Consider the following 12,998-nt stretch of genomic DNA (forward strand, 5'->3'; position numbering starts at 1 on the left):
ACGACTTTGCCACCGGAGTCTACTATCACTCCTCCATTTCTGCCGGGGCCAAGGGGGTGAAGGTGTTCGACGAACTGAAACCGCTGACGTTCTTTACGCCTGAGTCTCTTGCGCGACAGTCTCAGCGCTGAAGGGCTGTAGGTGGTCAACTAGGCGCAACTGGTCGAAGGCAAGTATTGCCAGATAAGTCGAAATGGCAAGCCGCACATCTTTGATTTGAAATACAACGAGAGTACATCTCCATGCCCAAGATTAGCTTTATCGAACATAACGGCACAGTTCACACTGTCGATGCTCAAGTTGGGCAATCCTTAATGCAGGCTGCAATCGACAATCTGATACCGGGTATCCTGGGCGATTGCGGGGGATATGCAAACTGCGCGACCTGCCATTGCTACGTCGCGACACCCTGGGACGAACAATTATTAGGTCCGGACGCCACAGAAGAAGGGATGTTGGCGTGCGCAATTGACCCCAAGCCGAACAGCCGGCTGAGCTGTCAGATAATCATGACCGAAGAATTAGGGGGACTCACTGTCGAGTTGCCTGCTTCGCAGCTGTAAATTCTGCATGAAAGGCCAGTTGCATTTTGGAGGTAAGATTCAATCAGCCTTTCATTCTTTATAAGTTGCATGCAGAGATGCAAGCATTGTGCGCATGTTGGAAACTGCACGCTGGCGCTGTATCCCAACTGACGCTGCTGCGAAAGGCGTTGGTTGAGAATTCGTAACCAAGCGTTGTCCCGGAGCAATTCGAACACCTCAGCCCATATGCGCCTGATAACCGCGGATGGATGAGATGTTGATGATATGACTGCTACGCTGAGGACACATGTGCGGTGGCGCGGCTTGAATGACGTTCAGTAGGCTGAGCGCATTAATAGCAAAGAGGTACTCTGTTTCCCATGCGCTAGTTTCTTCTACCGCACCCAACAAGCCCCCCACACAACATTAATTCGACAGAAGCGCTTGATACCTTCCGCAACAGCTCGGTACGCCTCCTCTTCGCTGTTAACGTCCGACAGAACGGCCAGCAAGTTGGGGTGTTCACTCAGGCGAGCAATGATGTCTCGCGGTTTACGCGCGGATTGAGTCGCACAAGGCGGGAGGAGTCGTTACATTGTAATCAAGCCTATTACAATGCAATTGACCTGATCAGTTATTTTTTTTGAGACTTCGATTGGCCACGGCAAATTTTTCATCCAGCGTACGCTTGCTCAGGCCGGGCACATCTTTGTGACGGGCGACAATGGCGTCAACGATGGCTGCTTGATTCGTGAATACCGAAAGAGGTTTTCCGGCGGGCGAATGGTCCAAGAGAAAGCTGACCAATGCGCCAATGATGTTGTGATAGGTCACTTCGCTACCCTCGCTGGGTTGACCATTCGTTTTGGCCAAGGCTTTGAGATCATCTCTTTCAAGTCCAATCGACTGGAGCTCTCCCAAGATTTCTTGAAGGTGTTGCTGTTGCGCTTTCAACGCCCTCGATAGCTCGTCTCGATCTGCTTTCAATGAAAGAAAAGTTCCGAGACTGACCTTTGCAGGAGCTGCATCCTCACCGGACTCGAATAAAAAGCTGGGCTTATGGTCGGGGTAATGAATCTCCATCCAGCGGCGTAAGTCCGAATGGCGGATGGTTAGCTGAAAGGGCTCTACATAGCTTCCGAAAGGAACCGAAACCCCGAGGCAGCCATACGGCAGCTCACCATTGCGTATGGCGTCTAAAATCCTTTCGATAGCGATATGGAGATTGGGCTATTGGGGAAATAGAACTGCAAGGTTCTCGGGACGAGACCAATCCGCCTGGACTATTTGGGCTTCGTAACGAGTAAGATTGCACCAGCGTAATGCTGCATCTATAGAGCGATAGAAGGTTTTGCTATGCGGATTGAACACATAAACAGTCATAACGTGATGGACCTCCATTCCTAATGGATGGGCCTCTCACCGATTATCTGTAAATTTAAACTGGCTAATCACGCTAGTTGTTCCCCCGGTCGAAAAATTCTGTGAGGTCATTCCATTTCCAGTTAAACGAGTTTTTTATCCGATTTTAAAGTTCATCTTTCCGAAAATCCTGGCTCTTCATTGAAGGATATTTGTATTCATTGATAGATGTAGAAACCACGACCACTTTTACGACCTAAATAACCTGCGGCAACCATTTCCTTGAGTAACTGCGGCGGGCGATATTTAGGGTCGTCGAAGCCTTGGTGGAAACTTTCCATGATTGCCAGCATGGTATCCAGACCTATCAAATCAGCAAGAGCCAGTGGACCGATAGGATGGTTACAGCCCAATTGCATACCCGTATCTATGTCCTTGGCGCATGCCAACCCTTCCTGCAAGACGAAGATCGCTTCATTAATCATTGGGCACAGGACTCGGTTGACGACGAAGCCTGGACTGTTGCGCACCGTCACCGCACTCTTGCCAATTTGTTCAGCAAGTTTGATCGCCAGGGCATGGGTTACATCCGAGGTTTGTATACCGCGTATGACTTCAACCAATGCCATCAGGGGAACTGGATTAAAAAAGTGCAGGCCTATAAAGCGGCTCGGCTGGGTAATGACTGCCGCCAATTCGGTAATCGACAGCGAAGATGTGTTGGTTGCGATAATGCAGTGATCACTCACGACGCTATCAATCTGTTTGAGAATGCGCTTCTTCAGTTCTAGATTCTCGGTGGCGGCCTCAATCACCAGATCGGCAGCGCTTAATACAGCATAGTCTGTGCCTGGTGATATCCGGGCGAGGGCATCCTGTTTGTCTTTGGGACTAATGCTTTCCTTGCGAACCTGACGCTCCAGGTTTGCAGTGAGAGTCGCCACGCCTTTTTCCAGCGCCTCGTCGCTGACATCAAGCAGAGCGACATTGATGCCTGCCAGCGCACAGATTTGCGCGATTGCGTTACCCATCGTGCCTGCGCCAATCACTGCGATATGTTGAATGCTCACGAATATTTCCTCATACACGCTCAAAAATAGCAGCGATACCTTGGCCGCCGCCGATACACATGGTGACTAAGGCATAACGACCGCCAATACGATGCAGCTCATGAATGGCTTTGGTGGCAATGATCGCTCCGGTTGCCCCTACCGGATGGCCAAGGGAAATCCCTGAGCCATTCGGGTTGACCTTCGCCGGGTCCAATTGCAGTTCCTGATTAACCGCGCATGCTTGGGCGGCGAACGCGATGTTGGCTTCGATAACGTCTAGATCTGCAATCGTCAGGCCGGCACGTTTCAATGCCAGACGTGTAGCCGGAATGGGGCCTAATCCCATCAGCTCTGGTTCTACTCCCGCGTGGGCGTAGGTAACCAGACGGGCGAGAGGACGCAGATTATTAGCCCGTACCGCTGCGCCGGTGGCCATTACCAGTGCTGCGGCGCCATCGTTAAGTCCTGAGGCGTTACCAGCAGTGACCGAACCGTCCTTCTTGAACGCCGGCTTCATCTGCGCCAGTTGTTCTGTAGAGGTGAGCCTAGGGTATTCGTCGACGTCGAACACTTGAGTGCCTTTTCGAGTACGTATTTCAACGGCAGCGATTTGTTCGATGAACCTACCTTCCTCGATCGCGCGAAACGCACGCGTCTGATCTTCCATGGCCAACGCATCTTGCATTTCGCGACTGATGTTATTGCGCGCCGCGATGTTCTCGGCAGTGCTGCCCATGTGGATGCCATGAAAGGGGTCATGCAGGATGCCGAGCATGTAGTCGACAGCCTGGATGTTGCCCATTCGTGCGCCCCAGCGAGCGGCGGGCAAGATGTAGGGGCCTCGGCTCATGGACTCGACCCCGGCGCCGATGGCGATTTGGGCGTCACCCAGTAAGAGTGTGTGTGCCGCCGAGATGATGGCTTGCAGTCCTGAACCGCATAGACGGTTAACGTTAAACGCGGGTGTTTCTTTCGGGATGCCGGCCTTCATCGCGGCAACTCTGGAAATGTAAGCGTCCTGTGGTTCGGTGGGAATAACATTGCCCATCACCACATGTTCGACCTGCGCCGGATCGACGCCGCTTCGTTGCAAGGCTGCCTTAACGGCGGTGGTGGCTAAATCCGCCATCGGCACGTCTTTGAGTGATCCGCCAAAAGAACCAATGGCGGTCCGTGTAGCGCTGACGATAAATACTTCAGTGGAACTCATGCTTGATCCTTGTTCTTATGGCAACTGCTCATGGGGTCATGGCGCGGTGATGCAGTGGCATCACTCAGCAAAGTCAGGTGCGTTCAAAAATCGCCGCCAGTCCCTGACCTCCGCCGATGCACATGGTCTCCAGCCCATACCGACCTTTGCGACGCTCCAGTTCATGGAGCAGAGTGCTGAGCATGCGCACACCGGTTGCACCGATGGGATGGCCCAGTGAAATGCCCGAGCCGTTGACGTTAAGTCGATCCGGATCATTCCAACCCCACCCCTTGAGCACCGAGAGTGCCTGGCAGGCGAACGCTTCGTTGAGCTCAATCAGATCCATTTGGTCCAGGGTCAGTCCTGTCCTGGCCATCAGCTTTTGCACGGCAGGCACCGGACCGATGCCCATCATCGCAGGATGACAACCGCTGGCTGCCCAGCCCGCTAGAAAGCCCATCGGCTTGAGACCTAACTCTTCAAGCTTGTCTTCCGCCACGATCAAGCACGCCGCGGCCGCATCGTTTTGCTGGCTTGAATTGCCTGCGGTAACTGTTCCGTCCTTGATCAGCGGGCGTAATTTGCCCAGCGAAATCAGGCTCGAGTCAGCACGAAAACCTTCATCTCGGTCGAACAAAATCGGCTCGCCTTTGCGTTGCGGCACGCTGATAGGCACGACCTCGTCATTGAAACGACCATCGGCCCATGCCTGGGCTGCGCGCTGATGACTGCGCAAGGCAAAAGCATCTGATTCTTCCCGGCTGATATGGTATTCCCGAGCAAGGTTCTCGGCCGTTTCGATCATTCCCGAAATCTGGCCAAAGCGTTCCTCTGGTTGCGAGCGTTCACGTCCACGCTCAAGCCGATCATGCATCGTTACACTGCCAGCGCGTGAGCCCCAGCGCATATCGGTCGAGTAATATTCAATGTTGCTCATGCTTTCTACGCCGCCGGCCAGTACGACATCGGCGGCCCCCGTCTGAACCATCATGGCGGCAGTAATGACCGCTTGCAGGCCACCTCCGCAGCGACGATCAAGTTGCATGCCGGGAACTTCGATGGGCAGTCCGGCCTGCAACCCAATCCAACGTCCAATGCATGGCGTTTCACTGTTGGCGTAGGACTGAGCAAAAACGATGTCCTCGATACGGGCTGGATCCAGACCTGTCCGCTCCAGGATCGCCTTGACGACATGAGCGCCCAGTACTTCGACGGACACTGGCCGTAGAGTGCCGCCAAAGGTTCCAACAGGGGTGCGTAAGGGCGCAACGATCGCGGCACGTCTCATCACTTATTTCTCCAGGTAAGGCCGGCCTTCAGAGGCCGGCGGCTTGTTCCAGTTGTTCGCGGAAATCGGGGTGGGCAATGTCCAGCATCTTTAATCGACGCTGGCTGATACTCAGGCCGCGCAGATCAGCTACGCCGTATTCGGTGACGATCAGGCCCGCGTCGCTGCGCGGGGTGCTGACAGGACCGTTGATGCGCGAGACGATGCGGCTGTGGCTCCCGGAAACGGAGGGCAAGGCAATAATGGGTAAACCACCCCGGGACCGCCGTGCACCACGGAGGAAATCCAGTGCGCCGCCGACAGCGCCAATATAGGTACCACCGGCTGTTTCAGCGTTGATCTGGCCGCTCAGGTCGACCTCAATGGCCGAATTCAGCGCCACGAAACGCTCCAGGCTGCTCAGCACCTGCAGGTCGTGCGTGTAAGCCGTCGAGCGCATCTGGATGGCTGCATTGCAATGGGCGAAACGGTTCAGGCGGTGACTGCCCATGAGCACGCCAGCGATTGTGGCGCCACGATCGAGGGTTTTGTGTGCGTTGTTGATCACACCTTTTTCCATCAGGTCGACGACGCCATCACCGATTGCACCGGAATGCACCCCCAGATTGCGATGGTTTCCGAGTGCGCTAAGGATCGCTTCGGGAATGACTCCTAGACCGAACTGCAAAGTGGAACCGTCCTCGATCAAGCCAGCGACCCGATTGGCAATTGCCTGGTCGACCTGACCGGGCTTCGACGCAGAGCTTTCAAGCGGCGACCGCGAAGTCTCCACCATGCAATCAATGTCTTCTTCGTACAGATAGCGCTCACCGAAGGTCCAGGGCGCCTGCTGATTAACCTCAGCGATGATTACGCGAGCGTGCTCAAGTGCTGGCAGCAGGTATTCATGGGCCAGACTCAGGCTGTAACGGCCGTGCTGATCGGGAGGCGCAAGTTGAAGCAACAGCACATCAATCTTTAACGAACCGTCCCGGATCATTTCGGGAAACTGCGAGTAATGACAGGGCAGGATATCCAGCACACCGGCCTTGGCCAGTGCGCGATTCGCTCCTCCGCCACAGTAGGAAAGAAAGCTGACGTGATCGGCATGTTCCGGCCGACAGGTGTCGCTGTTGCTGATGCCGAGCATGACTCGGAACTGGCCTATTGCAGCCCGTTGCGCCATCAATGCTTGCGTCAGGGGAAGAGGCTCGGCATTCGCCTGACCCCAAAGGACGGTATCGCCGGGCAGGATCCAACGGGATAGGTCGATGCGTTCGACGGAGGTATGCAGAGTCATGACGTCATTCGTTATTATGAACTGCGTTCAGAATAGCATAGTGCTGAGGACAAGCCGCAAGTGCTTTTTCAACGCCAACAAAAAAGCCCTCACACAGTGAGGGCTTTTTTGCACGGCAGCGAATTTCAGCTCATGGCGATGAAGTTCTTGCCGTTTTCATACATGATTTTGCGTTGTTCTTCGACGCTGCAGTTGGTCAATGCCTCACCAATGAAGTCGGCCGGGGTCGGTACACCCTCGGCGTGGGGATAGTCGGAGCCGGTGATGATCCAATCGGCGCTGCCCGTTTGATCGATCAGGCTGCGAATGTTGTCTTCCGGGTAGGCGACTACACCCACGTGGCGTTTGAAGATTGCGCTTGGGCGCTCTTTCAACTGCCCTGCTGGCCATAGACCCATCTTCGCCATGCCGCGGACCTTGTCCATTTTCACCAGCATGTTTGGGACCCACTCGGCACCGTTCTCGGCCGAAAGCAGCTTGATGTTCGGGAAACGTTCGAAGAAGTTCCAGAAGATGAAGTTCGAGATGGTCTCGATCACCGGGCGTTCACTGTAGCCGTGCATCCAGACGAACGCCGACTGGCGCATCCGCGATTGCTGCATCAACTCGCCCCAGACCGCCATGTGGTGTTTGAGGTAGATGGCTTCCGAGACGTGATAGACAACACGTACATGCGCTTCATTGAGAATTGACCAGAAGCGGTCGTAGTAAGGATCGGCAGGAGAGCGACCGATTTCGTTCGGGCCCATTGGCATCAGCACCAGACGGGCGCCGTTCTTGACCACGAACTCGGCTTCTTTAATGGCCGAATCGATGTCGGCCAGGGAAATGAGCGGAGCTGAGTAGATCCGATCGGAGTGATTGAATTTCCACTCGTCGAGCATCCAGCGGTTATAGGCATGCAATACCCCGGCCGCAGGCTTGGGGTCGTCGAGGTAGCTGACCGCTGCGACCATGTTGCCGCAGTACATGAAGCAGCCTTCTACGCCAAACTCGTCCATTTTTTTCAGGCGGTCTGCGGCGTTGTACATATCTGGCGTCATGTCGACGCGCATTTCAACTTCACCATGACCGTCTTTCATTGCGCGCAACCATTCATGCAGCTTGCCAGGTGGCGGTACCTTGCCGTCGGCGGTGAAGTAACCGGCGCTGACCTCCACCTTCTTCTGACCTACATAAAGCGCGTACTCGCCGTCGGCGCCGACACGCCACTGAAAGCTCCAATCCTTTTCCAATTCCTTGGGCAGGTAACGACTCCAGGAGTCGGGTTGCTCGTAGATATGCGTATCGCCGTCGAAAATCGCGCCTGTGTACGTGGTCATCACTAATCTCCGGTTGCTTTTTTATGAACGGTGTTCACGCCTGTGTGCGTTGGGTCATTCTTATAGAAAGGTCCGGTATGTGCAAACGCAATATCGTATTTCGCACTATTGATATCATATCGATATTGATTCCACAGAAAATTTTCGCCTCAAGGGCCCATGCCTCACCCGATGTACACATAAACCAGACTGACGATATCTGGTTTCTGTTGGAGTGGCTGACACAATCTCAGGGATGCCCTGTAGCGCTGAAGACCGTGCGTGTGTTTATATTTGTGTACGGTGTTCATTTTATTGCCTTTTGGCCGCTTCCGTATCTGCTCACTGCATTCCATGAGGTTTACATGGCACATCTGCCCGCTTTTCCAACTGTCGCGAAGGTGATGGTCACGCTTTTCATTGAAGGAACTCCTGAGTTTATCGACGATTTTCTGGTGATCTGCGTCCCTTCGCCGACACTCCGTCCCCAGGAAGTGGCAACGGCCGAACTGTATTTCGACACCTTGCTCGCCAAGCCTGGTTCTTTGGCGTACGCCAGTCGTGACGTTTCAAACCACCGACAGGCATGGCAGAGCGGCGAAACCCGCTCCCAAAGTAGCCGCGTAAAAGCACTGATAAAGGACACGAGTGCTCCGACCAGCAAGCGCCGCCAGTTGGAAGTAGATTTCAGAATGGAAGCTGAACTGCAGCCTGCCACGGTAAAGGCGGCTGAGTTGTTCCTGATTCGCTTGCTCAAACATCATTTTCCCAATAGCAGCATTGCAGCCAGTTGGCGGGCCGACCTTAGCGATGGGGCGATCTGGTATGGGGACACGCAATTCGCCTATAACTTGCTCCAGCCGGGAGTTGCCGGTCTGCACCCTGATGTTCACGCCGGTCTGGTCGAGCACTTTTCAGCCCCGCGTTGGAGCGCAATCTGATTTCCACCCAGCCCCTATGAGCAGGTATCGATGATGGAACTGCGGCAGCTCAGACACTTCATCGTGGTGGCCGAAGAGCTGCATTTCGGTCGAGCGGCCACGCGGCTTGGAATGGCGCAACCCCCTCTTAGCCAATCCATTCAGCGGTTGGAGGAGTCACTGGACGCGCGCTTGCTGGACCGTACCAGCCGACAAGTCAGTCTGACGCCTGCTGGCAAAGTCCTGCAGCGAGAGGCCATGACTATCATTGCTCAGGTTGATTTTACCGAGCAGGCAGTGCGCCGCCAGGCGCGGGGAGAATTGAGCCGAATGCGAATCGCGTTCTCACCCATGAGCGCGATGCGGATCTTGCCGGCGGCGGTCAAGGTGTTCAACGAGCGCTGGCCCAATATCGAAGTCCACCTTGATGAACAGCTCAGCACCCAACAGATCGAGGGGTTGCGTAACGGTAGCCTGGACATCGGCATTCTCAACCGCAACGTGGTCAATACCGACGGCCTTGACGTCAGAGTCATTGAGTATTCCCGAGTCATTGCGGCGGTACCCGCCAGATGGAAGCTGGGTGACGAGAATGGAACCTTGCGGCTGGCAGAACTCGCCGGTCATTCGTTTGTGCTGTCGCCGCAGCATCTGACGCCTCACTTTCATACGGCACTCGAGTCCGCGTGTCGTAACGCCGGGTTTTCGCCCAAGCGCATTCAACAAGTTGCGCAGCCGTACAGCATGTTCAATCTGGTCGCCAATGAGCTGGGGATCGGTTTCGTGCAGGACACTGCGCGACACCTGCCGATAGAAGGTGTGCGATTCGTCACGGTGCGAGACCTGCCTGATTCGATGCATGGTGAAGCAGCGGTCGCCTGGGTGCCTCGTGCATTGACCCCGGCGCTGCGGGCGATGATCAGCCTGATCGAGCGAATTGCCGAGCGTGAGCGTGCAGTACCCGACGAAGGGTCAGCCGATCATTCAGTGTGAGTGGATGACCCCCGCGCGATGCAATGCGGATTGATCACCTCGGCGCCATGGTCGGCCATCATCCCTGTCGGGAGCTTTTCCATGTCATGCCACCCTTGAGCTTGCTGGTCGCCAGTGCCTTCTTTTCAAGCAGTTGGGCATTGGCCAGCGAGCTGCGCGCGCCATCATCCAGTACACGTTTGACCGTGCCCACCAGATGAGCGTCGTGGCTTGCGATGCATTCTGCAAGGTCCTGCACGTAAGCGAGCAAGGTCTCTGGTGCATGCAATTCGTTGACAAGCCCGATGCGCAGCGCCGTGTCGGCATCGATCGGCTGGCCGGTCAGGCTCAGCTGTTTGCCCCACCGCACGCCAACAGCGAAAGGCAGGCGTGATGTCGCACCGCTTCCCGACAACGCGCCGATTTTGGTATGGGTGTCGGCAAACCGAGCCAGTGTGGAGGCAATGATGAAATCGCAGCCCAAGGCCAGTTCCAGCCCACCGGTCATGGCCGCTCCGTTTACGGCGGCGATAATCGGCTTGCTCAGGTTGGGCACCAAGTCGAGCAGTGCCGCGACTTCATGGCGGGGTGCATCGGGTGCTGAAAAGTCCTTGAGGTCGAGCCCTGCGCAAAATGCCGGGTCACTCCCGGTCAAGGTGGCCACGCGCAACTCGGGATCATTCTCGAAAGCCGTCAGTGCCAGGGTCAGCGCCCGGGCCAGTTCCAGATTGAGCGCATTGCGTGCGGCCGGTCGGTTAAGGGTCAGTGCCAGCACACCTTTACTTCGGGATTGGATCAGAACGTCAGTCGTCATACTGAGTTCCTGCCGACCAGTGCCAATGCGTTGAGACGCTGCATGGCTTGCATTGCGTCGTCGAGCATTTCATCGAAGATGAGTTCGACCGGTTTGATGGCATCGGCAAAAATCACAGCGGGTCCATAGTCCAGCATGCCTTTACTGCTGTCCCCCGAAGCGTAGGCCTGGGTGGCAAGAGCGCCGATCACATGCGGACGGTATTGTTCGAAGTCGGTTACCTGGGCTTCATCCAGCTCGATCACGGCCCGAGCACTGTCGTTGTGCAATACCCGGTGGTGGTCGCGGATGGCTTTCTTGACCACTACGCTTTCGCTGCCATCCCCCCTCACTACCAGCTGTTTGTAGTGCTCATGAATGTTCAACTCTTCAGCCACCAACATGCGCGAGCCCATGATCACTGCATCGGCCCCCATGGCAAGGGTTGCCGCGACTTGCTTGCCGCTGCCGATACCGCCGCCGATGACCACCGGCAGATCAATGACGGCGGGGCCATGTGCGCCCTGGACCATGCTGCTGATGCCGAATATACCGGGGTGTCCCCCGCAGTCATTGCCGACAATGATCACGGCATCGACGCCAAAACGGGCGGCCGTATGAGCGTATTTCACGGCGGGCACTTTGTGCAAAACCTTGATCCCGGCTTCTTTAAGGCGCGCCACGATGGGCTCCGGGCTGGCCCCAGCCGTCTCCACGCACATCACTTCTTCGTCGATAAGAATCTGCAATTGACGGTCCAGGCGCTCGGCACCGCCGGCCTGGCGGGAAATATAGAGGTTTACGCCAAAAGGCATTCCACCGGTCAATGCTTTGCAGGTACGCAGTTGATCACAAAATTCGTCGGGGTCCGGAAAACCGGCGGCGACGATAAAGCCCATGCCGCCAGCCTTGACGACGGCGGCCACGTAGCGCGAGTCAGACACTTTGGGTCCCATGCCTCCGCACAGAATGGGGTGGCGGATGCCGAGCATTTCGGTAATCCGCGTTTTGAAAAGAGCTTCACGCATTGAGAGTCTCCGGGTTATCTCCAGGTTCAGATATCGCCGTTGAGCGGCTTGTTCGTGTACTTGAATATGCCGCTGGCGGTGGCAATCAGTTGGCCCTCACGGTCATATACATCACCTTCGCAAAATGCCAGAGAGCGAGTCCCGTGGCGCAAGCGGCCGCTGGCGCGCAAGGTTGCGCCAACCGCACCACCAGGGCGGATGAAGTTGCATTTCATCTCCACGGTGACACTGGAGCGATCGAGTTCATCGCCATGCCGGGCGGCGCTGGCCATCGCCATGTCGAGCAACGTCATGATCAAGCCCCCATGAGCCTGCATGCCGCCGTTCATGTGCTTTCTATCGAGATTAACCACCATGGTTGCGCCTTTATCCTGGCGTTCGACCATAACGTTCAAGTGATCGAGAAACGGTACTTCCATGCGGTATTCGGAATAGGGCATCAGCGTTGCGCTATTTTCTTTTATGGTCATGACCCCGCCCTCAGCGATGTTTGAACACGGCAGCGCGTTTTTCGCTGAAGGCTGCTATCCCTTCTTTCTGATCCTCAGTACCGAAAGTGACGTAGGACATGCGGCGTTCGTACATCACGCCTTCTGTCAGGGAGCCTTCGAATGCTCGGTTGACGCACTCCTTGGCAATCATCGAGACCGGCAGAGAGAAGCTGGCAATTTTCTTCGCCAGCAGCAGGGCTTGATCCAGCAGCTCGGCGACAGGTAGCACCTGACTGACCAATCCACAGTGTTCGGCCTCTTCAGCGAGCATGGGACGCCCGCTGAGGATCATTTCCATGGCCTTGGATTTGCCAATGGCACGGGTCAACCGCTGTGTACCGCCGGCACCGGGAATCGTGGCGAGGGTGATTTCCGGTAGGGCGAAGCGTGCGTTGTCGGCAGCGAGGATGATGTCGCACATCATCGCCAGCTCACAGCCGCCACCCAGTGCCAAACCGGCGACTGCCGCCACAACCGGTTTACGACAGCGCGTCGCGCGCTCCCAATTGGCCGTGATGAACTGGCGCTTGAACACGTCCATCATGTCCCACTCGCGCATCATCTTGATGTCTGCCCCGGCGGCGAACGCTTTGTCACTGCCGGTGATGACAATGGCGCCGATAGCGTCATCACCTTCGAAAGCATCGAGTGCCAGCGTCAGTTCATCCATCAACTGATCGTTGAGGGCGTTGTAGGCTTCGGGTCGGTTCAAGCGGATCAGGCCGACGCGGTGATGCACCTCAAGGATCAGCGTGTGCGGGGTCAAGTGTTGATAGCTCATGTCTGGCTCCAGGTT

Annotated in this window: 13 protein-coding genes and 1 pseudogene; 3 read left to right on the forward strand and 11 right to left on the reverse strand. The window is 55.8% G+C overall.

Annotated features, from left to right (window positions below; translation table 11 throughout):
* The first annotated feature begins 242 nt into the window (after positions 1 to 242).
* A complete protein-coding gene (locus Q8X51_RS25315; protein WP_407694905.1) occupies positions 243 to 563 on the forward strand; it encodes a 2Fe-2S iron-sulfur cluster-binding protein in 321 nt (106 codons plus the stop codon).
* 201 nt (positions 564 to 764) lie between these two features.
* Here the strand turns inward: Q8X51_RS25315 and Q8X51_RS25320 are convergent.
* The 7 genes and pseudogenes from Q8X51_RS25320 to Q8X51_RS25350 all read right to left on the reverse strand — a co-directional run.
* Positions 765 to 1,087 (reverse strand): annotated as a pseudogene (locus tag Q8X51_RS25320) (SDR family NAD(P)-dependent oxidoreductase); the annotation flags it as partial.
* Between the two features lie 67 nt (positions 1,088 to 1,154).
* Entirely contained in the window at positions 1,155 to 1,607 is a 453-nt protein-coding gene (locus Q8X51_RS25325; protein ID WP_407694982.1) for a protein kinase, read from the reverse strand.
* Positions 1,608 to 2,104: 497 nt separating this feature from the next.
* Complete coding sequence (locus tag Q8X51_RS25330) at positions 2,105 to 2,956, reverse strand: 3-hydroxybutyryl-CoA dehydrogenase (protein WP_407694323.1); 852 nt, start codon at positions 2,954 to 2,956, stop codon at positions 2,105 to 2,107.
* 10 nt (positions 2,957 to 2,966) lie between these two features.
* Complete coding sequence (locus Q8X51_RS25335; RefSeq protein ID WP_407694322.1) at positions 2,967 to 4,148, reverse strand: acetyl-CoA C-acyltransferase family protein; 1,182 nt, start codon at positions 4,146 to 4,148, stop codon at positions 2,967 to 2,969.
* Positions 4,149 to 4,221: 73 nt separating this feature from the next.
* Positions 4,222 to 5,418 (reverse strand): acetyl-CoA C-acetyltransferase, encoded by a 1,197-nt coding sequence (locus Q8X51_RS25340; RefSeq protein WP_407694321.1) that lies wholly within the window; start codon positions 5,416 to 5,418, stop codon positions 4,222 to 4,224.
* A gap of 28 nt (positions 5,419 to 5,446) precedes the next feature.
* A complete protein-coding gene (locus Q8X51_RS25345; RefSeq protein WP_407694320.1) occupies positions 5,447 to 6,697 on the reverse strand; it encodes an acetyl-CoA hydrolase/transferase family protein in 1,251 nt (416 codons plus the stop codon).
* 125 nt (positions 6,698 to 6,822) lie between these two features.
* Positions 6,823 to 8,019 carry an amidohydrolase family protein gene (locus Q8X51_RS25350; protein ID WP_053136371.1) on the reverse strand — a complete coding sequence of 399 codons (1,197 nt, stop codon included), beginning with the start codon at positions 8,017 to 8,019 and terminating at the stop codon, positions 6,823 to 6,825.
* A gap of 23 nt (positions 8,020 to 8,042) precedes the next feature.
* Here Q8X51_RS25350 and Q8X51_RS25355 point away from each other — a divergent pair, with 23 nt between their 5' ends.
* The gene (locus Q8X51_RS25355; RefSeq protein WP_407694319.1) at positions 8,043 to 8,939 is read left to right on the forward strand and encodes a hypothetical protein; all 897 of its coding nucleotides are present in this window, start codon (positions 8,043 to 8,045) and stop codon (positions 8,937 to 8,939) included.
* Between the two features lie 33 nt (positions 8,940 to 8,972).
* Positions 8,973 to 9,911 carry a LysR substrate-binding domain-containing protein gene (locus Q8X51_RS25360; RefSeq protein WP_407694318.1) on the forward strand — a complete coding sequence of 313 codons (939 nt, stop codon included), beginning with the start codon at positions 8,973 to 8,975 and terminating at the stop codon, positions 9,909 to 9,911.
* Between the two features lie 58 nt (positions 9,912 to 9,969).
* Here the strand turns inward: Q8X51_RS25360 and Q8X51_RS25365 are convergent, their stop codons facing one another.
* From Q8X51_RS25365 to Q8X51_RS25380, 4 genes are read right to left on the reverse strand one after another with little or no spacing between them, the layout of a single operon-like run.
* Entirely contained in the window at positions 9,970 to 10,704 is a 735-nt protein-coding gene (locus Q8X51_RS25365) for an enoyl-CoA hydratase-related protein (RefSeq protein WP_407694317.1), read from the reverse strand.
* On the reverse strand, positions 10,701 to 11,711 hold the full coding sequence (locus tag Q8X51_RS25370; protein WP_407694316.1) for an NAD(P)H-dependent flavin oxidoreductase: 1,011 nt from the start codon (positions 11,709 to 11,711) through the stop codon (positions 10,701 to 10,703). The genes Q8X51_RS25365 and Q8X51_RS25370 overlap by 4 nt, the downstream gene beginning before the upstream one ends.
* 26 nt (positions 11,712 to 11,737) lie before the next feature.
* The gene (locus tag Q8X51_RS25375; protein WP_407694315.1) at positions 11,738 to 12,181 is read right to left on the reverse strand and encodes a PaaI family thioesterase; all 444 of its coding nucleotides are present in this window, start codon (positions 12,179 to 12,181) and stop codon (positions 11,738 to 11,740) included.
* A 10-nt stretch (positions 12,182 to 12,191) separates the two neighbouring features.
* A complete protein-coding gene (locus tag Q8X51_RS25380) occupies positions 12,192 to 12,983 on the reverse strand; it encodes an enoyl-CoA hydratase (protein ID WP_407694314.1) in 792 nt (263 codons plus the stop codon).
* Positions 12,984 to 12,998 lie beyond the last annotated feature (15 nt).

It is taken from the genome of Pseudomonas sp. Yb2C2 (genome assembly GCF_052112325.1).
Taxonomy (GTDB): domain Bacteria; phylum Pseudomonadota; class Gammaproteobacteria; order Pseudomonadales; family Pseudomonadaceae; genus Aquipseudomonas; species Aquipseudomonas marginalis.